This is a genomic window from Streptomyces sp. MS191 (assembly GCF_008042125.1).
Taxonomy (GTDB): domain Bacteria; phylum Actinomycetota; class Actinomycetes; order Streptomycetales; family Streptomycetaceae; genus Streptomyces.
Genome location: NZ_RDBI01000075.1, coordinates 1 through 18,900, shown reverse-complemented (window position 1 = coordinate 18,900; position 18,900 = coordinate 1). Strand labels below are relative to the sequence as shown.

The window sequence follows — 18,900 nt, the reverse complement described above, 5'->3', positions numbered from 1 at the left end:
GGGTGAGCGTGTGCCGGTGCGGCGCGGCGCCCCCGCGCCCGCCTTCCGACGTCGTGACCATCCCGAGAGGAACCACCACCGTGGCAGTCAACACGAGCTCGACCCTGCCCCTGGCCCGCGTGCTCGACGGTGCGCGGACCGCCGCGCCGCACCGGCACACGCTCACCCTGCCCGCGCCCGCCGCGGCCCGCCCCGAGGCGTACGCGACGGCCGCGCTGGCCGCGCTCGTGCACCGCTACACGGGCGAGACGGAACTCCTGATCGGCCGGCAACGACAGCCGGACGCCTACGAGTCCGTCGCGATACGGGTGACCGCCGACACCACGGCCGCCGGACTCGTCGAAGCCGCGGCCGAGGCCGCCGCCGACGGCTCGCAGGCCCCCTCCGGACGCCCGGCGCACGCCGCCGTCGTCGTCGCCGGGGCGCCCGCCGGACCCGCGCCCGCCGCCCTGACCCTGACCGTGGACCCGGCCGCCGGGACGGTCGAACTCCACCTCGACAGCGCCGAGTTCGACGACCAGGCCGCCCTCCAGTACGCCCGCCACCTGGAGCGGGTCCTCACCGCGCTGGCCGACGCCCCCGAGGGCACCGTCCGCGACATCGCCCTGCTCACCGAGGAGGAGACCCACCGCACCCTGGTCGAGTGGAACGACACCGCGGGCCCGGTACCCGAGCCCTTCTTCCACGAGCGGGTCGCCGAGCACGCCCGGCGCACCCCCGACGCGCTCGCCGTGATCCTGCCCGGTGCCCGGCTGACCTACCGCGAGCTCGACGAGCAGGCCAACCAGCTCGCGCACCGGCTGACCGCCCGCGGCGTGCGGCCCGGCGACCGGGTCGGCGTCTGCTTCCCGCGCAGCGCCGAGAGCCTGATCGCCCAGCTCGCCTGCTTCAAGCTCGCCTGTGCGGCGATCCTGCTGGACAGCGACTTCCCGGCCGACCGCATCCGCTACATGATCGAGGACGCCTCGGCCGCCGCCGTACTGACCCTGGCCGCCCACGAGTCGAAGGTCGAGGGCCTCGCCCCGGTGCTCGCACTGGACACCGACGACTGGCGCACCGAGCCGGTCACCGAGGTCAGCGAGCCCGTCGGCGCCGACGACCTGATCCACATCTGCTACACCTCCGGCTCCACCGGCGCCCCCAAGGCCGTCATGGTCCGCTTCGGCGCCGCCCGCAACCTGATCCACAGCATGAGCGAGCTGTGCGGCATGAGCAGCGCCTCCCAGGGCACCTGGCTGGCCGCCCCCGGCTACGGCATGATCGAGGTCGAGTGCTTCCCGGTGCTCGCCGTCGGCGGCACCGTGCACATCCCCGACGTCTCCGTGGTCGCCTCCGAGTACCGCCTCCAGGAGTGGTTCCTGCGCGAGGGCATCACCACCACCCTGCTGATGAAGCCGATGGCCGAGCGGCTCTGGCGTCTGGAGTGGCCCGAGGACACCCCGCTGGAGAACATCCGCGTCTGCGGCGAGCGCATCCAGTCCTGGCCGCCCGCCGGGCTGCCGTTCCGGCTGATCAACCTCTACGGCTCCGCCGAGGCGACCGTCGTCGCCAGCTGCGACATCAGCGAGCTGGGCGAGCGGCTCGGCGAGGAGGGCCGCGCCCGCCGGCTGCCGCCCATCGGCCGCCCCACCACGAACGTCACCATCTACGTCCTCGACGAGGACCTCCGCCCGCTCCCGCCCGGCCTCGTCGGCGAGCTCTGCATCGCCGGCGTCAGCCTCTCCGCGGGCTACCTCGGCCGCCCGGAGGCCACCGCCGAGAAGTGGATCACCAACCCCATCGACCCGGCCCGGCACCCGATCATGTACCGCACCGGCGACCTCGCCCGGTACTGGCCGGACGGCAGCATCGAGATCGTCGGCCGCACCGACAACCAGGTCAAGGTGCGCGGCAACCGCGTCCACCTCGGGGAGATCGAGGTCGTCCTGACCACGCTCCCCGGCGTCCAGCAGGCGGCGGTGCTGGCCCGCCAGGACGGCCAGGGCGACGTGCAGCTGACCGCCTACATCGAGCCCGACACCGGCGCCACGCCCTCGGTGCGCGACATCCGCCGCGGCCTCGGACAGCGGCTGCCGTCCTTCATGGTCCCCGCGGCCTACGTCGTCGGCGGCCTGCCCACCAGCACCAACGGCAAGATCGACCGCGCCGCGCTGCCCGAGCCGCCGCGCTCCCGCCCGGACGTCGACACCGCCTACCAGGCCCCGGCCGGCCCGCTGGAGGAGTCGCTGCACGCGCTGTGGACCAAGGTGCTGGAGCTGGACGGCGTCGGCGTGCTCGACAACTTCTTCGACCTGGGCGGCGACTCGCTGCGGGCGGCCCGGCTGACCGAGCTGGTCCGCGAGGAGCACGGGGTGGAGCTGGAGCTGGTCGACCTCTTCGACGAGCCGACCGTGGAGAGGATGGCCGCCCTCGTCGGCCGTACGGCCGCGGCCGCCTGAACCCGGCCGGCCCGGGCCGGCGCCACCGCAGGACAGTGGCCCCCACGTCGTCCGTGGGGGCCACCGCCGTACACGCCGCCGAGCGGCGCGGGGTGGCGCGGCGCGGGTCAGAGGAGCGGGGTCATGCGCCCAGCATCTCCAGGTAGTGCTCGTTGTACATGATGCCCAGGACGTTGCCGAAGGGGTCGGTCACGGACGCGGTCACGAAGCCGGGGCCGTACTCGGTCAGCGGCGTGTACGGGGTGGCCCCCATCGACAGCAGGCGTTCGAGGGTGCCCTCCACGTCGTCGACGTGCCAGTGGCTGATCGCGCCGCCGGGTGTCTCCGGCAGCCCCGGGGGAGCGTAACGCCGGTCGATCAGGCCGAGTTCGGTCTGGTGGTCACCGACCCTGAACTCGTAGTAGGCGGCGGGCTTCCCGTCGCCCGGGCGCTCGAAGTACGGCTCGACGCCCAGCAGTTCCGCGTACCACGTCTTGGCTGCTTCCACATCGTCCGCATAGAAGTTGACGGTGGCAAGTCCTCGCAGCATGGGGTGGTTCCTTCCTTCGTTCCGTAACCGTGACCATCCTCCGCCCTAAAGCGCTCACCAAGTGAGCACTTTACGAGAGAAGCTGGGGACATGCGCGCTGACCGACTCGTCGCCGCCCTCCTGCTGCTGCAGCGACGGGGCCGGGTGACCGCCGCCGAGCTGGCGACCGAGCTCGAGGTGTCCGTGGCCACCGCCCGCCGCGATCTGGAGGCGATGTCGGCCGCCGGCATCCCGGTCTACCCCCAGCCCGGCCGCGGGGGAGGGTGGGCGCTCGTCGGCGGTGCGCGCACCGATCTCAGCGGCCTGTCGGCCACCGAGGCCGAGGCGTTGTTCCTGCTCGTGGGCCCTGCCGCGGCCGTCTCCGGTGACGCCAAGGCGGCCCTGCGCAAGCTGCTGCGGGCCCTTCCGCAGACCTTCCGCGCCGACGCCGAGGCCGCGGCGGACGCGACCATGGTCGACCCCACCCCGTGGGGCGAGCGCGACCGCGGCCGTCCCGGGATGGTCGACCGGCTGCAGGCCGCCGTGATCCACCGGCGCCGGGTCAGACTGACCTACACGAACGGAGTACGCGAGACCACCGACCGGACCGTCGATCCGTGGGGTCTGGTGGACAAGGACGACACCTGGTACCTCGTCGCCGGCACCGAGCGGGGCCGGCGCACCTTCCGGGTCGACCGGATAGGCGACGCCGAGGAGACGGGCGAACCGGCCGAGCGGCCGGACGACTTCACGCTCGCCGCGGCCTGGCGGGAGGTCGTCGGCGACGTGGAGGAGCGGCGCTCGCGGACCTGGGCGACCGTCCTGGTCGAGGAGCGGTACCTGGCCGTCCTGTGCGATCGCTTCGGCCGCCACTGCCACCCGGACGGCACGCACGCCGACGGACGGGCCCGGGTCCGACTCGCCGCGCCCACACCGCTGGACGTGGCCCGGCACCTGGCCGGCTGGGGAGCCCTGGTCGAGGTCCTCGAACCCGTCGCCGTCCAGAGCGAACTGGCCCGGATAGGAGCCGAGCTGGCCGGAAGATACGCCGCCGCAGCGGCCCGTTGACGGCAAGGACCGCCGCCCCCCGGCGTTCGGGGAGCGGCGGTCGTCGTGGGGCGCGGGGCGCCGTCCGGGGGTGCCGACGGTCATACCCCCTCGGTCACCGCGAGCGCCGCCTCCGGGGCGTCGGTGAACGAGGTCGAGCCGTGCAGCCAGTCCACGGCGTCGCGCAGCCCGTCGGGGGTGAGGTCCGCGAGCAGGGCGTTGCGCGCCTCCCGCTCGGCGCCCGCGGCGTGGTAGAGCCGCTCACCCATCAGGCGCGCGGTCAGGGTCGTCCGGGAGGTCCGGCCGCGCCGCAGGACGTTGTACTCGGTCAGCCGCGCCGGCAGCTCCCACGGCTCGCAGCGCAGCAGCCCGCCCAGCACCACCGCGTCCTCCAGGGCCATGCAGGCGCCCTGGGCCGCGTACTGGAGCATCGGGTGCGCGGCGTCGCCGAGCAGGGCCACCCGGCCGTCGGTCCAGCCGTCCACCGGGTCGCGGTCGCAGAGCACCCAGATCCGCCAGTCCCGGCCCAGCTCCAGCAGCCGGCGGGCCTCCCCGCACAGTCCGGGGAACTCGCCCATGACCCGCGCGCGTTCGGCCGGGGCGCCGGTGATCTCCTCGGCGGCCCCGTCGTCGCGGGTGGCCGCCAGATTGAGGAAGGCGCCGCCGCCGATCGGGTAGTGCACGAAGTGCCAGCCCGGCCCGGCCCAGAGCGTCACGGACTTCGACCGCAGCTCCTCGGGGACCTCGGCCATCGGGATCACCGACCGGTAGATGGTGTGGCCCGAGATGCGCGGACCGCCGTCCCCGACGAGCTGCGCCCGTACCGCCGACCGCAGTCCGTCGGCGCCGAGCAGCACGTCCGCGGCGAAGCGCCGTCCGCCGGCGGTCAGCGCCGTCACCCGGTCGCGCGCCTGCCGGTAGCCCGCCACCCGGTGGCCGCCCAGCAGCCGCACACCGGCCTCGCGGCAGCCGTCGAGCAGGGCGCGGTGCAGGTCGCCGCGGTGGACCACGGCGTACGGCCCGCCGAACCGGGCCCGGTAGGCCCCGGTCAGCTCCATGGCGGCGACGTTCTCCCCCGACGTGCCGTCCAGGAACCGCAGTTCGTCGATGAAGTCGGCCCGCTCGGCCACCCGGTCCCGCACCCCCAGCGCGCCGAGGGCGTGGAAGGCGTTGGGTGCCAGCTGGATGCCCGCGCCGATCTCGGAGAACTCCTGCCGGCCCTCCAGGACCGTCACCCGGTGGCCGGCCCGGGCCTGCGCGAGAGCGGCGGCGAGCCCGCCGATGCCCCCGCCCGCGACGAGTACGTGTGTCATCGCCTGCTCCTCTCGTGATGCTCGCATGCTCGTGAACGCTCAGGACGCCCCGATCGCGATGCGGCGGCCGGCCCCGTCGTCCGGGGCCGGCCGCCGGCATCGACAGCGGGGACCTACTTGGCCGCGGCCGTGGCGCCGGTCGCGGCGACCGGGGCCTTCTTCTCGCCGCCGGCGGCGGGAGCGGCGTGCGCGGCCGCGGCGACGGCCGTGCGCCGCAGACCGAGGACCGAGACCACGACGATGGCCGCGGAGATGGCGGTGGTGAACCAGAAGGCGTTCTGGAACCCGCTCACCGGGATCTTGGCGACGGTGCCGTGGACGACACCCGCGACGGCCACACCGAGGGCGAGGCAGAGGCCGACGCCCAGCTGGCGGCTGGAGTTGAAGAGACCGGAGGCCAGACCCATCTGCGGGCCGCTGACACCGCTGGTGCCGGCGATGGCCGTGGAGATCATCATGACCGTGACGCCGAGACCGATCAGGACACCGCCGGGCAGCACGCCGAGCGCGTAGGAGCTGTCCGCCGTGACCTGGGCGAGGAGGCCCGAGCCGAGGGCCAGCAGCACACCGCCGATGATCAGCACGGTGCGGGCACCGAGCTTGTGGGTGAGCTTGACGACCGGGAGGCTCGCCAGGAAGACCACGAACGCCTGCGGGAAGAAGCCCATGCTCGCCTTGAGCGCGGAGTAGCCGAGCACCTGCTGCATGTACATGGTGATGAAGAAGGTCGACACGGACATCACGCCACCGGACAGGAACGCGATCCCGTTGCCCGAGGACAGCGCGCGGTTGCGGAAGATCGACAGCGGCACGAGCGGCTCGGAGACCTTGGTCTGGACGACCAGGAAGGCGAGCAGCAGGACCGCGCCGCCGATCAGCGAGGAGAGCACCGGCGTGGAGCCCCAGCCGCGGTCGGACGCCATCGTCAGGCCGTAGGTCAGGGCGCACATCGCCGAGGTGACCAGGATCGCGCCGGGCAGGTCCAGCTTCGAGGAGCGGGTGGCGCGGTGGTCGGCGGTGAGCCGGCGGGCGGCCAGGGCGACGAGCACGATGCCGACGGGGACGTTGACCAGCATGACGGCACGCCAGGTCAGGTACTCGGTGAGCAGACCGCCGGCCACGACACCGCCGGTGAAGCCGGCCGAGGAGACGGCGCCGAAGATGCCCATCGCCTTCACGCGCTCGGGTCCCTCGGGGAAGCCGCCGGCGATCATCGCGAGGACGGCGGGGGAGACGGCCGCGGCCGACAGGCCCTGGACCGCGCGCGCCAGGACGAGCTGCCACGGCTCGGTGGCGATACCGCCGACCAGCGACGCGAGGGTGAAGATCCCGAGCCCCGCGACGAACATCCGCTTGCGGCCGAAGACGTCACCGGCGCGGCCGCCCAGGAGCAGGAAGCCGCCGTAGAAGAGCGCGTAGGCGCCGACGACCCACTGCAGGCCGCTGGCCGTGAAGCCGAGGTCGCGCTGCATGGCGCCCAGCGCCACGTTCACGATGGCGAAGTCGAGGACGAGCATGAACTGTGCGGAGCACAGCAGGAGGAGCGGCGGCCGTGCGGGGGCCGTGCCGTTGGTGCTGGTCATGAGTTTCCTTTCACGGGGAGAGAAACAGGAGCGGGGGATACCGGCGAAAGTGGTTGGCCGGTAGGGTCTGCGGGATGACGGAACCCAAGCGCGTGCGACAGCCCGGCGACCGTGAGGTGGCCCCCGGCCGGCTCGCCCTGGTGCAGTCCTTCGTCAACAGCGTCAACGTCGAGTTCGGACCGGACGAGTTCGCGTCCGTCGAGGGGCTGACGGGGTGGATGGAGCGGCACGGATTCCCCACGGGGACCCGGGCCGTCACCGAGCCCGACCGCCGGGAGGCGGTCGAGGTACGGGAGGCGCTGCGCGCCCTCATGCGGGAGAACAACGGCGCGGAGCCCGACCCGGCGGCCCGGGCCGCCGTCGAACGGCTCGCCGCCGACTGCCCGTTGGTCCTGGCCTTCGACGAGACCGGCACCCCCGGGCTGCGCCCGGCCGGCACCGGGACCCGGGGCATGATCGGTGGCGTCCTCGCCGTCGTCGTGGAGGCGGGCGGCGACGGTTCCTGGCAGCGGCTGAAGGCCTGCCACGAGCACCGCTGCGAGTGGGCCTTCTACGACCGGGCCCGCAACCGCAGCGGCCGCTGGTGCTCCATGGCCGTCTGCGGCACCCGTTCCAAGATGCAGACCTACCGCCAGGGACTCCGCACTCCGGCCGCTGCCCGCTGACAGCAGCGCGGCCACGGACCGCACGGCGTCCGCCGACCGTAAGGCGCCCGCCGGACTCTCGGCGACCGGGGCCGTCACGGCGCGTACTCCTTGCCGAGCAGCAGCCGCGCGACGGTCAGCTTCGTGGCCGCAGCGGTGCCGTCCGCGAGCTGGAGGCCGATGACGTCCCGCAGCCGCTGCGCGACCGGGCCGTCCTCGCTCCATCCCTGGTGGCCCATGGTCAGCAGCGCCTGGTGCACGGCCTCCACGGCGGCCTTCGGCGCCCACCACTTGGCCATGTTCGACGGGATCCGGGGATCCTCGCCGCGGTCCGCGTTGCCCAGCGCCTCGAAGGAGACGAGCCGGGCGGCGTGCAGCAGCGTGGTGTGCTCGACCAGCGGGAACACCACCGACTGGAAACGGCTGATGGGCTGACCGAACGCGGTGCGCCCGGTCGCGTGGGCGTACGCCTCGGCCAGGGCCGCGTCGCCGACCGCGATCGCCATCAGCGCGATGTACGCCCGGGAGACCGCGAAACCGCGCATCACGGCGGTGAAGCCGCCGCCGGGCGCCCCGACCAGGTCCTCCGGCCCGACCCGCAGGCCGTCGAAGACCAGCCGGCCGCGTCCGCCGGAGCGGCAGCCGAGGTCGGTCAGCCGCTCCTTGCGCACCCGGTCGCCGTCCAGTCGCGTGTAGAAGGCGCTGATGCCGTGCGCGCCCTCACCGCCGGTGCGGGCGAAGACCAGCGCGTGCGTCGCGTAGGCGGTGACCATGATCGAGGTCTTCTCGCCGGTGAGCACCCAGCCGTCGCCGTCGGGCTCGGCGCGCATCTCGATGCCCGCCGCGTCCGTACCGTGGCCGGCCTCGGTCAGCGCGAGCGCCACCACCGCCTCGCCGCGGGCGATCGGCGGCAGCCAGCGCTCCAGCTGCTCCGCGTCCCCGTTCGAGGCGAGCACCCCGCCGATCAGCGCGGCGTTGAGCACCGGGAAGCAGACCGACAGATCGGCCGCCGCCAGCTTCTCCAGGGCGATGCCGGCGCTCACGGCGTCCAGACCGAGCCCGCCGTACTCCCGCGGCACCCGCAGCGCGAACAGGCCGGCCGCCGCCATGTCCTCGATCAGACCCGGGCGGTACTCTCCGCGCCGGTCGTTCTCCTGACGGTGCGGAGCGATCCTCTCGGCGGCGAACTCCTCGGTCCGCTTGGCCAGTTCCTCCTGCTGGGCGGTGAAGGCGTGGTTCATGAGGCCGTGCGTCCTTCCTGGGCCCGAAGCCGGTCCCGCAGCGCGAATTTCTGGATCTTTCCGGAGGGGGTGCGCGGCAGCGCCGGCACCAGTTCCAGCCGCTCGGGCCAGTACGTACGGGCCATGCCGAGGCCGGCCAGGTGGGTGCGGACGTCCTCCAGGTCGGGGGCCGTGCCCTGGGTGACCAGGAAGGCGCAGGCCCGCTCGCCGAGCCGGGCGTCCGGGTAGCCGACCACCGCGACGTCCTTGACCGAGCGGTGGCGCAGCAGGGCGCCCTCGACCTCCACCACCGGGATGTTCTCGGCGCCCCGCATGATCACGTCCTTGACCCGGCCCGTGATCCGTATCCCGCCGTGGCCGTCGTCCCGGGCGAGGTCGCCCGTGTCGAACCAGCCGTCGGCGGTCACGCAGGCGTCGTAGACCTCCTGGCGCCGGAAGTAGCCCAGGCACTGGGCGGAGCCGCGCACCTGGAGCAGCCCGGCCGTGCCCGGCTCCACCGGCTCGCCGTTCCTGCCGGCGACCCGCACCTCCATGCCGGGCACGGTGGTGCCGTCGCTCTCGGCGGCACGCAGCGCCGGCTGCTCGGGGCGGGTGACGGTGACGCAGCCGTTCTCCGTCATGCCCCAGAGCGCGTACACCCGGCAGCCGAGCACCTCGCGCGCGTCCTCCACGAGCAGCGGCGCTATCGGCGCGCTGCCGGTGGCGAAGCTGTGCAGGGTCGACAGGTCGTGCGGGTCCTCGCGCTGGGCGTCGATCAGGTCGGAGAGGAACGTGGGGGCGCCCATGAAGAAGCTCACCCGCTGCTCCTGCAGGACGCGCAGCATCTGCCGCGGGTCCCACCGGTCCACCTGCACAGCGGTCGCGCCGAGCAGCAGCGGCATCACGAAGTTCCAGGTGAAGCCGGCCTGGTGGGTGGTCGGCGAGCCCATCGCGGTGACCTCGTCCGAGGTCAGACCGAGGACGTCGGCCTGCGCGCGGTTCATGGAGTACAGGGTGTTGTGGCTGTGCACGACCCCCTTGGGCTCGCCGGTGGTGCCGGAGGTGAACATGATCTGGGCGGGGTCGTCGGGACCGGCCTCGATCGCGTCCAGCGAGGCGAGCAGCTCCGGGTCCGGCTCCGGCCCGTACAGGTCGGCCGCGAAGTCCAGGGCGCCGGCCGCCAGGTCGTCGGCGCTCGCGCCGAGCAGCACCCGGTGCCGCAGCGTGGGTACGGCGCCGGCGACCTCCGCGCTCATCTCCCCGTAGGAGAAGCCGCGCACCTCGGAGGCGCCGATGTAGACGGGGCTCTCGGTGAGCCGGGTCATGAACTCCACCTCGCGGCGGCGCATGACCGGGACCACCGGGCCGGCGGTCGCGCCGACCCGGGCGGCGGCCAGACAGAGCGCCACCAGCTCCCAGGAGTTGGGCAGCTGCAGGGTCACCACGTCGCCGCGGCGGACCCCCAGGCGCAGCAGGCCGACCGCGAGCCGGTCGACCCGGCGGGCCAGCTCGGCGTAGCCGACGGTCGAGTACGCGGCCCCCTGGTAGCAGACCAGGGCGGTGCGGTCCGGCCGTTCACGGGCCCAGCGGCGCAGGTCGTGCAGCACCGTCTCGTCCCGCCACCAGCCTGCGGCGCGGTAGGTGTCGGCGGCGGTCAACGGGTTCCTCCCGAGCGGGATTCGAGCGAGGCACGGGCGCGGTCGGCGATCGCCCGCGCGCTCACCCCGCCGCGTTCGAGCAGGTAGCGCTGGCTTCCGGCGACGGGGACGAACTCGTCCGGCAGCGCCATCCGGTGCACCCGCACCGGGCGCACGGCGCTGAGCGCCTCCGCGACCGCCGAACCGAACCCGCCGGAGCTCCAGTGCTCCTCCACGGTGATCACCGTGTCGCGCACCCCCAGCGAGCTGAGCAGCGCCGGGGTGTCCAGCGGCTTGACGGTGTGCAGCTGCAGCACGTTCGCCGTGACGCCCTCGCACTCCAGCAGGTCCGCCGCCTCCAGGGCGGCGAGCGTCGGGTAGGGCCCGCACGCGGCCAGGGTGATGTCGGTGCCGTGCCGCAGCTGCTGGGCCTTGCCGATCCGCAGCGACGGGCCGGCGGGCAGGTCGGGGGTGGCGCCCCGGCCGAGCCGGAAGTAGACGGGGCCGCCGAGGGTGAGGGCCTGCCGCAGCAGCTCCTCGGTGGCGGCGGCGTCGCCCGGGACCACCACGGTCATGTGGGGCAGCGCCCGCATCACCGCGAGGTCCTCCAGGGCGTGGTGGGTCGGCCCGAGGTGACCGGCCGACACCCCGGAGTGGGTGGCGGCGATCAGCACCGGCAGGTTGCCCATCGCGATGTCGATCTTCACGGCCTCGATCGCGCGGGAGGAGGCGAACGCGGCCATCGTGTTGACCAGCGGGATGCGCCCCTCCCGGGCGAGGCCGGCGGCCGTGCCCATCAGGGTGTGCTCGGCGATGCCGAGGTTCAGGTAGCGGTCGGCGGCGGTGCCGAAGTCCACCCCGCCGAACAGTCCGGTGTCGCTGTCCAGGACGACCAGCCGAGGCTCGCCGGGCAGCAGCGCGGCCACGGTGTCGCGGTAGACCTCGCGGGCGGCGCGGGCCGGTGCGGGGGCGAGTGCCGTGCTCATCGGTGGTCACCGCCCGTCGAGGCGCGGACCGCGTTGAGCGCCCGCAGGTGCTGGCGGCCGCTGAGCCGCGCGTAGTGGCTGCGTGCCTGGCCCTCCACGAAGGGGACGCCCTTGCCCTTGACGGTGTGGGCGATGATCACGGTGGGGGCCTGCGGGTCGGCCGGCAGGGTCAGTGCCTGGGTGAGGGCCTCGGCGTCGTGGCCGTCGACCTCCAGGACCCGCCAGCCGAAGGCCTTCCAGCGGTCGGCCAGCGGCTCCAGCGAGTTGACGGTCTCGGTGCCGCCGGTGATCTGGAGCCCGTTGCGGTCGATGATCGCGGTGAGGCTGTTCAGCCGGTGCGCGGAGGCGACCGAGGCGGCCTCCCAGACGGAGCCCTCCTGGAGCTCGCCGTCGCCCATCACCACGAAGCCGCGCCGGTCGGAGCCGTCGAGCCGGTTGGCCAGCGCGTAGCCGACGCCGAGGGCGAGGCCGTGGCCGAGCGAGCCGGAGGCGATCTCGACCCCGGGGATCTCGGGGTGCGGGTGGGCCATGAGGTGGCTGCCGGGCCGGGCGTACTCGTCGAGGGCCTCGGCCGGGAAGTAGCCGGCCTCGCACAGCGTCGCGAACAGGGCGATACCGCCGTGTCCCTTGCTGAGCAGCAGGACGTCGCGCTCGGGCAGGCCGGGGAACTGCGGATCGTGCCGCATCACCCGGAAGTAGAGGACGGAGAGGATCTCGACGAGCGACATCGATCCGCCCAGGTGGCCGCCCTCGGGGCCGGCGCACATGGCGACGATGTGCTCCCTGATCCGGCCGGTGATCCCGGCCAGCTCCGCCGCGTCGGGGCCGTGCGCGTCGAGGCCGGTGACGTCGGAGCCGGTGATGTCGGTGCGGGCGGGGGCGCCCCGCAGCAGAGGCGGGCTGCTCATGGCTGGGTCCTTTCGGCTGGTACGTGGGCGGCTGCAGGTGCGGGGCCGTGGGGCGTGCGGGCGGCCTCGTCGGGAGGCGGCCGGTGGTGCGGGCGCCACGGAGGCGGCCGGTGGTGCGGGGCGGCCTCGTCGGAGGCGGCCGTACCGGGTGTCGGAGTCGGTCAGTTGGGGTGCAGGCCGGTGAACTCGAGACCGCGCTCCTCGGGCTCCCCGAAGCGCACGTTCATGCACTGCACCGCGTTGCCCGCGCCGCCCTTGACGAGGTTGTCCAGCGCCGCGATCACGGTGACCGTGGAGGCGCCGCGGTCCAGGGCGAAGCCGATGTCGCAGAAGTTGGAGCCGGAGAGGATCTTGGCGTCCGGGAAGCGGTGGAGACCGCGGCGGGCGGCGACGATCCGCATGAACGGCTCGTCGGCGTAGCGCGACCGGTAGGCGGAGCGGATGGCCCGCTCGTCGACCCCTTCGGCGAGGGTCGCCCGGCTGAGCAGCTGGACGCCGCGGACGGCCTCCACACCGGTCGCGGACATCCGCACCGTGTGCCCGGTGGCCTGGGCGATCTCCGCCTCGTGCCGGTGCCGGGTCGGGGCGAACACCCGCAGGGCGCCGCTGCGTTCGGCGTGCAGGTTCTCCGCGCCCGCCTTCGCACCCGAGCCGCTGGAGCCGGTCCGGGCGTCCACCGTGATGTCGCCCGTGATGAGCCCGGCCTCGGCCAGCGGGACCAGCGAGAGGATGCCGGCGGCGGCCATGCAGCCGGGCACGGATATCCGGTCCGCGGTGCGCAGCGCCTGGCGGTGGTGCTCCGGCAGCCCCTGCACGAAGGAGGGGATGAGCCCGGGCGCCTCGTGCGGGGTGCCGTAGTAGTCCTCGTAGGCGTCGGTGTCCCGCAGCCGGAAGTCGCCCGACAGGTCGATGACGACCCCGGCCTTCTCCAGGAACTCGGGCATCCGGCGCATCGTCTCGCGGTGCGGCGTCGCCAGGAACAGCACGTCGCAGCGGGGGAGTTGCTCCTCCGAGGAGAACGTCAGCTTGGTGCGGTGACGCAGATTGGGGTGGACGCCGTCGATCTGGCGTCCCTGGAGAGTGCGGGAGGTGGCGGCGACCAGGTCGACCTGCGGGTGGTTGACGAGCAGCCGGAGCAGCTCCCCGCCGATGTAGCCGGCCGCTCCCAGCACTGCTGCGCGGATCATGACTCTGCCTCTGCCTTCGCTGTCAGGAGGGCGGCGACGGTCTCCGCCACATCGAGGTCCGTTCCGTACGTCGACTGCAGGCCCTTGAACTCGACCCGGTCGTTGACCTCCAGGACGGTGAGCCGGCCACCCGGCTCCTCCAGGAGGTCCACCCCGGCGATCGAGGCGCCGACGGTGCGTGCCGCCGCCACCGCGAGGGCGCTGAGGTCGGGCTCCAGCGGGCAGCGTTCGCTGACCGCGCCGCGGGCCACGTTGGTCCGCCAGTCCTCGCTCCTGCGGTACGTCGCCCCGACCGCCCGGTCGCCCACGACGAGGACCCGGATGTCCCGGTCCGCCTTGGCGATCTCGCGCTGGACGTAGACGATGTGCGACTGCGGGGAGGGCAGGGCGGCGAGGTGTTCCAGGACGGCCTCGGCCATCGCGCGGTCGGTGACCCGGGTCACCAGCCGCCCCCACGAACCCACCAGGGGCTTGATCACCGCGGGGTAGCCCAGCTCCTCGAGCGCCTTGAGCGCCGCCTCCGGAGTCAGGGCGAGCGTGGTGTCCGGGGTCGGCAGGCCCCCGGCGACCAGGGCCGCCGAGGTCTGCCACTTGTCCCCGCAGACGGCCGTGGCCGCCGCGGAGTTGAGCACGGTCACGCCCGCCGACTCCAGCGCGGACGCCGCGTACAGGGCCCGGTAGTGGCCCACCTCGCGGTTGAGCACGATCTGCGGGCCGTCCCAGGGCGTTCCTGCCCGGACCGACAGAGTGCGGGGGTCGATCTGTTCACACGCGACGCCGCGCCTCTCCAGCGCGGTCAGGATGTTCTTCTCCTCGAACCGCACCCGGGAGGCGAGGACACCGAAGCGCGCTGCCGCAGAGCTCATCAGGGACATCTCCTTGTCGTCTACTGGTCGGGATGGCCGGCCCTTACTCGCCCCAGTCCTCCTCGACCTCGGGGGCGAGGGTCAGCCGCGGCGGCTCGACGGACTCGATTTCGAGTTCCAGCCGGCATTCCGGGCACTCGACGATTTCGCTGACCCGGGCATCCGCACCCAGCGACACCTCGGCGTCGCACTCGGGGCACTCGGGAGCGACAAGAGTTTCCTGCATGGCGATTTCCTCAATTCTTCCGGCGGGTTGGTGAATCGGGAATTACTGTAGTCGCGCAATTCCGGTGTTTCGGCGGGCTCCAATGAAGGATCTGGATCGGAACCGAGGCGGTTGCTTATGGGACGGAAGCGGCCAGGGGGTGGAAGCGGGGAAGGACGGGAGTGGGCCGTCAGGCGGCGGCCGTCGCCAGGGCGGGGGAGTGGTCGTCGGCCGGACCGTCGGCCCGCGGCGGGGTGAGGGACCCGGCCTCGGTGCCGTGCTCGGTCCCGGCGTCCACCGGGACCAGGGGGTAGCCCCGCAGGGCCTGCCGGAACGCCTTCTCGGCGATCCCGGTGAACTCGTCCGGCACGGCGCCGGACGCCAGCGCCATCGTGACCGGTACCGGCTCCGGCGGCGCCGGCAGCCCGGGACGCACCGTCGGGGTCAGCCCCCACAGCTCGTCCCCGTTGGCGATCAGGCAGGTCATGCCGAGACCCGCCTTGGCGGCCGAGCGCAGCCCGATCAGCTCACTGCTCTCGTACGCGACCCGCCACTCGACGTCCGAGGCGTCGAGCGCCTCGCGGACCCGGCCGCGCAGGGTGCACGGCTCGGGGAAGAGCGCCAGCGGCAGGGCGTCGCGTTCGCCGTGGGCCGGCCGGCCGAACCAGGCCATCCGCATCCGGCCCAGCTCCCGGTTGTCGGTGCCGACCGCCGGCGGATCGGCCTGGAGGAGCAGCGCCGCGTCCAGCTGACCASTGGTCAGCTGCACCGCGAGCTCCTCGCTCGACCCGGTCCGTACGCTCAGCTGTGCGTGCGGCATGCCCCGGTTCAGCAGCCGGAGGAACTCCGGCAGCACCTCGCCGAGCTGGCTCGTCACGCCGATCGACAGCATGATCTGGCCGGACTGCGGGATGAACCGGTCGACCGCCTCGTCGTTGAGCGCCACCATGCGGCGGGCGTAGCGCAGGAGTTCCTCGCCACGCGGGCTGAGCCGCAGGTTGCGCCCGGTCGAGGCGAACACCGGGCTCCGTATGAGGCCGCTCAGCTGGCGTATCTGCTGGCTGACGGCGGGCTGGGTGATGTGCAGGGACTCCGCCGCCCTCCGGAAGCCGCCGAGCTCGACCACGGCCACCAGAGTCCTCAGTCTGTTTATCTGCAAGTCGTGATGCATTCTCCCACCCACATCGTCGAAGGACGTTCCGTGAAGTCTGCGGCTCAGCCTAGGACCGCGGCTTTCGGCCGCGCCATGGATGTGGTCACGGACCCGATGTGACATCGTCATACGGCTGGTGTGCGGTGCTCAAGAAGGGGAATCACCCCGTCTTATTCGAGCCATAAACACCCGCCATCGGTTTACTCCCCGTGATTTGCCGCAGCTGCCTAATGTGAATGGCCACCGAACATTTCACCGAAATCCTGGGGAGACATCATGCTGGCAGCCACCGCCGATTCCGCAGTGCAGCAGGGAGTCCAGATACAGCTCGCCGACCCGGCCCTGGCCACCCGCAGCCCGGGCGAGGAGTTCGCCTGGTCGGTCCGCTCCGCCGGCGCGCAGCAGGACCACACGGTCCCCTTCCGCGCCCATCTCCCGGCCGTCTTCCCGCTGTTCGCGACCCGGCCGCGCTACGCCGTCCGCCACCTGCTGAAGACCGCCTCCGTCGCCGACGCGCCGGTGACCTTCGTGCACGAGCCGCCGGCCGCCCGCCTGGCCGCCGCCGGCACCTCCTACCAGTCCACCCCCGAGGGCGCGTTCGCGCCCCGGCTGGAGCAGGCCGAGCTCACCGACCTGAAGGTGCGCGTGCCGCTGCCCGCCGGACTCCTCGACGAGCCGGCCCTGCTGGCGTCCTTCGTCGACTACCGGGTGCTCGTCCGGCTCTCCGTCGTCGAGAACGAGACGCTGCTGCACGGGAGCGCCGACAAGACGATCGGCGGCCTGCTGAACCTCCCGGAGATCCGCCGGGGCACCCTCGGCGACGACGTGTACGCCGCCATCACCGAGGCCGCGGCCGAGGTCGAGGAGACCGGCGGCTCGTGCGACGGGATCGTCGTCCACCCCTTCACCTACTGGGAGCTCGTCCGGACCGGCGTGCTCGGGCAGCTGGGCGCGGCCGGCATCACCGTCTCGCGCACCCGCATGATCCCGCGCGGCCAGATCCTGCTCGGCGACTTCCGGGCCGCCGTCACCCTCCTCGTCCCGGGCGTCGCCTCGCTGTCGCTGCTCCGCGGCGCCGGCCCGGACGGCACCGACGTCATCGAGGCGAGCAGCCGCATCGGCCTCGCCGTCCACCTGCCGCAGCACTTCCTGCTGCTGACCCGCGACTGACCGCGCCTGACGCGCCCTCGCGGGCGACCGCGACGGCCGCACCCAGAAGGGACCCCCACCACCATGACAGGCCCCTCCCCGCGCGTCCTCTACATCACCGGATGGATGCGCAGCGGCAGCACCCTGCTCGGCAACGTCCTCAACGAGCTTCCCGGCGTCCGGCACGTCGGCGAGCTGTACTACCTCTGGCGCAACGGCGTCCTCGGCGCCGGCACCAACTCCAGCTGCGGGTGCGGTCTGCCGGTCCGCGAGTGCCCGCTCTGGTCCGGGGTCCTCGCGGAACTCCCGGAGGGGTCGGAGGAGGCCCTCGCCCACCGGATGGCCACCCTGCAGCAGGCACTGCTCCGCACCCGCCACACCCCGGCGCGGCTGGCCGAGGCCCGCGGCGAAAAGCCCACCGCTCCCGGCGTGACCGAACTCCTCGACCACTCGGCGTCCGTGTACCGGCAGGTGGCCGCCCTCGGCGGCGACCGGCTGATCGTGGACGGCTCCAAGTACCCCGCCGAGGCCGCCGCCCTCCTCGGCCGCAGGGACCTGGACGTCCGCGTGCTGCACATCGTGCGGGACCCGCGGGCCACCGCCCTGTCCTATCGCAGCGCCAAGGACTACATCGACCCGATGTCCCCCGCGCGCAGCAGCGGGTACTGGACCGCCTTCAACCTCGCCTCGGAGCTGGTCGGCCGCACGGCCGGCGGACGGTACCTGAGGGTCCGTCACGAGGACCTGGCCCGCGACCCGCGGGGGGTGACGACCCGCGTCCTGCGCTTCGCGGGTCTGGACGACGAGTCCCCGGTGGACGCCGCCGGCCGGATCCCGCTCGGCGCCAACCACACCGTCACGGGCAACCCGGACCGGCTGCGCCGCGGTGTCACCCGGATTCGGCCCGACGAGCGCTGGCGCACCGAGCTTCCCGGCGCGGACATCGCGGCGGCCACGGCCGCGGCGGCGCCCCTGCTGAGCCGCTACGGCTACCCGCTCACCCCGGTCCGCCCGCTCCGGTCCGCCCGGACCGATCGGACCGACCGGACGGCGGGGTCCGCCCGGGACTCCGGACCGGCGGCCCGGCCGGCCGCGCACGGCACCGGATCCCCCTCGCGGGGTGAGGCCGCGTGAACCTGGGTCTGGCGGGCCGGGCGGCGCTGGTCGCCGCCTCCAGCAGCGGCATCGGCCTCGCGGTGGCCCGGGTGCTGGCCGGGGAGGGCGCCGACGTGTCCCTCTGCGGCCGTGACCCCGAGCGACTGGCGCGCGCCCACGAGGAGGTCGACGCCTGCGGGCCCGGCCGGGTGCTGAGCACCGTCGTGGACCTGTGCGACGAGGACGCCGCGGCCGGCTGGGTGCGGCGCACCGCCGAGGAGTTCGGCGCCCTGCACGTGGTGGTGACCAACTCCGGCGGGGTGCCCTTCGGCCCCGTGGAGAGCTTCGAGGTCGCCGAGTACCGCCAGGCGGTGAACGGCAACCTGCTGCCCCACGTGTCGCTCTCGCTGGCCGCCGCGCCGTACCTGCGGGCGGCCGGCTGGGGCCGGATCGTCATGATCACCTCCGAGTCCGTACGGCAGCCCCATCCGGGCAGCGGACTGTCCTCGGTGGCCCGGCTGGGGGTCCTCGGCTTCGCCAAGGGCCTCGTGAACGCCTTCGGGCCGGCCGGCGTCACCGTGAACGTCCTGGCGCCCGGTTTCCACCGCACCCCGATCCTCGACGTGCAGTACGGGGACGAGGTCGAGGAACGCCTCGCCGAGGTCGCCGCCGGGATCCCGCTGGGCCGGATCGGCCGGGCCGAGGACCTGGGCGCCCTGGTGGCGTTCCTCGCCAGCGAGCAGGCCGCCTTCGTCACCGGCGGCGTGCTCGTCGCGGACGGCGGCAACACCCGCGGCATCGGCTGAACCCCGTCCGCGGGCACCGGGAGCCGCCCGGTGACCCGCGGGGCCGGCCGATCCGGCCCAGCGGGATCCCGGCGGCGACCTCGGCGAGGCGTTCCTCGACCTCGTCCCCGTACTGCACGTCGAGGATCGGGGTGCGGTGGAAACCGGGCGCCAGG

The 18,900-nt window shown here is 73.7% G+C and carries 17 protein-coding genes; 6 read left to right on the top strand and 11 right to left on the bottom strand.

What is annotated here, in order from left to right; all coding sequences use genetic code 11:
- Positions 1-80: 80 nt before the first annotated feature.
- Positions 81-2,438 (top strand): non-ribosomal peptide synthetase, encoded by a 2,358-nt coding sequence (locus EAO71_RS33485; protein ID WP_147981593.1) that lies wholly within the window; start codon positions 81-83, stop codon positions 2,436-2,438.
- A 121-nt stretch (positions 2,439-2,559) separates the two neighbouring features.
- On the opposite strand, the gene EAO71_RS33480 is transcribed toward EAO71_RS33485, so the two are convergent.
- Entirely contained in the window at positions 2,560-2,967 is a 408-nt protein-coding gene (locus EAO71_RS33480) for a VOC family protein (RefSeq protein WP_147981592.1), read from the bottom strand.
- Positions 2,968-3,057: 90 nt separating this feature from the next.
- Here EAO71_RS33480 and EAO71_RS33475 point away from each other — a divergent pair, with 90 nt between their 5' ends.
- Positions 3,058-4,014, top strand: coding sequence for a helix-turn-helix transcriptional regulator (locus EAO71_RS33475; protein WP_147981591.1), 957 nt, complete (start codon positions 3,058-3,060; stop codon positions 4,012-4,014).
- A gap of 80 nt (positions 4,015-4,094) precedes the next feature.
- On the opposite strand, the gene EAO71_RS33470 is transcribed toward EAO71_RS33475, so the two are convergent.
- Both EAO71_RS33470 and EAO71_RS33465 read right to left on the bottom strand, forming a co-directional pair.
- Positions 4,095-5,306, bottom strand: coding sequence for an FAD-dependent monooxygenase (locus EAO71_RS33470; RefSeq protein WP_147981590.1), 1,212 nt, complete (start codon positions 5,304-5,306; stop codon positions 4,095-4,097).
- A gap of 113 nt (positions 5,307-5,419) precedes the next feature.
- Positions 5,420-6,889, bottom strand: a complete 1,470-nt coding sequence (locus tag EAO71_RS33465; RefSeq protein WP_147981589.1) for an MFS transporter — start codon at positions 6,887-6,889, stop codon at positions 5,420-5,422.
- Between the two features lie 74 nt (positions 6,890-6,963).
- Here EAO71_RS33465 and EAO71_RS33460 point away from each other — a divergent pair, with 74 nt between their 5' ends.
- On the top strand, positions 6,964-7,554 hold the full coding sequence (locus EAO71_RS33460; RefSeq protein ID WP_147981588.1) for a CGNR zinc finger domain-containing protein: 591 nt from the start codon (positions 6,964-6,966) through the stop codon (positions 7,552-7,554).
- Between the two features lie 74 nt (positions 7,555-7,628).
- On the opposite strand, the gene EAO71_RS33455 is transcribed toward EAO71_RS33460, so the two are convergent.
- The 8 genes from EAO71_RS33455 to EAO71_RS33420 all read right to left on the bottom strand — a co-directional run bounded on the left by EAO71_RS33455 (position 7,629) and on the right by EAO71_RS33420 (position 15,701).
- Entirely contained in the window at positions 7,629-8,774 is a 1,146-nt protein-coding gene (locus EAO71_RS33455; protein ID WP_147981587.1) for an acyl-CoA dehydrogenase family protein, read from the bottom strand.
- Positions 8,771-10,411 (bottom strand): AMP-binding protein, encoded by a 1,641-nt coding sequence (locus EAO71_RS33450; RefSeq protein WP_261992473.1) that lies wholly within the window; start codon positions 10,409-10,411, stop codon positions 8,771-8,773. The genes EAO71_RS33455 and EAO71_RS33450 overlap by 4 nt, the downstream gene beginning before the upstream one ends.
- Positions 10,408-11,376, bottom strand: coding sequence for a transketolase family protein (locus EAO71_RS33445; protein WP_147981586.1), 969 nt, complete (start codon positions 11,374-11,376; stop codon positions 10,408-10,410). The genes EAO71_RS33450 and EAO71_RS33445 overlap by 4 nt, the downstream gene beginning before the upstream one ends.
- Complete coding sequence (locus EAO71_RS33440) at positions 11,373-12,143, bottom strand: transketolase (protein WP_410094252.1); 771 nt, start codon at positions 12,141-12,143, stop codon at positions 11,373-11,375. Before EAO71_RS33440 ends, EAO71_RS33445 begins: the two co-directional genes overlap by 4 nt.
- A gap of 302 nt (positions 12,144-12,445) precedes the next feature.
- A complete protein-coding gene (argC, locus tag EAO71_RS33435) occupies positions 12,446-13,471 on the bottom strand; it encodes an N-acetyl-gamma-glutamyl-phosphate reductase (RefSeq protein ID WP_147981584.1) in 1,026 nt (341 codons plus the stop codon).
- Entirely contained in the window at positions 13,468-14,337 is an 870-nt protein-coding gene (locus EAO71_RS33430) for a RimK family alpha-L-glutamate ligase (RefSeq protein WP_147981583.1), read from the bottom strand. Before EAO71_RS33430 ends, argC begins: the two co-directional genes overlap by 4 nt.
- A 43-nt stretch (positions 14,338-14,380) precedes the next feature.
- A complete protein-coding gene (gene lysW / locus EAO71_RS33425; protein WP_147981582.1) occupies positions 14,381-14,563 on the bottom strand; it encodes a lysine biosynthesis protein LysW in 183 nt (60 codons plus the stop codon).
- A gap of 169 nt (positions 14,564-14,732) precedes the next feature.
- Positions 14,733-15,701: a LysR family transcriptional regulator gene (locus EAO71_RS33420; protein ID WP_261992472.1), complete on the bottom strand. Its 969-nt coding sequence runs from the start codon at positions 15,699-15,701 to the stop codon at positions 14,733-14,735.
- 270 nt (positions 15,702-15,971) lie between these two features.
- On the opposite strand from EAO71_RS33420, the gene EAO71_RS33415 reads away from it, so the two are divergent.
- The 3 genes from EAO71_RS33415 to EAO71_RS33405 all read left to right on the top strand — a co-directional run bounded on the left by EAO71_RS33415 (position 15,972) and on the right by EAO71_RS33405 (position 18,745).
- Positions 15,972-16,865, top strand: a complete 894-nt coding sequence (locus tag EAO71_RS33415; RefSeq protein WP_147981580.1) for a family 3 encapsulin nanocompartment shell protein — start codon at positions 15,972-15,974, stop codon at positions 16,863-16,865.
- A gap of 63 nt (positions 16,866-16,928) precedes the next feature.
- Entirely contained in the window at positions 16,929-17,978 is a 1,050-nt protein-coding gene (locus tag EAO71_RS33410) for a sulfotransferase (protein WP_147981579.1), read from the top strand.
- On the top strand, positions 17,975-18,745 hold the full coding sequence (locus tag EAO71_RS33405) for an SDR family NAD(P)-dependent oxidoreductase (RefSeq protein WP_147981578.1): 771 nt from the start codon (positions 17,975-17,977) through the stop codon (positions 18,743-18,745). The genes EAO71_RS33410 and EAO71_RS33405 overlap by 4 nt, the downstream gene beginning before the upstream one ends.
- The last annotated feature ends 155 nt before the right edge of the window (positions 18,746-18,900 follow it).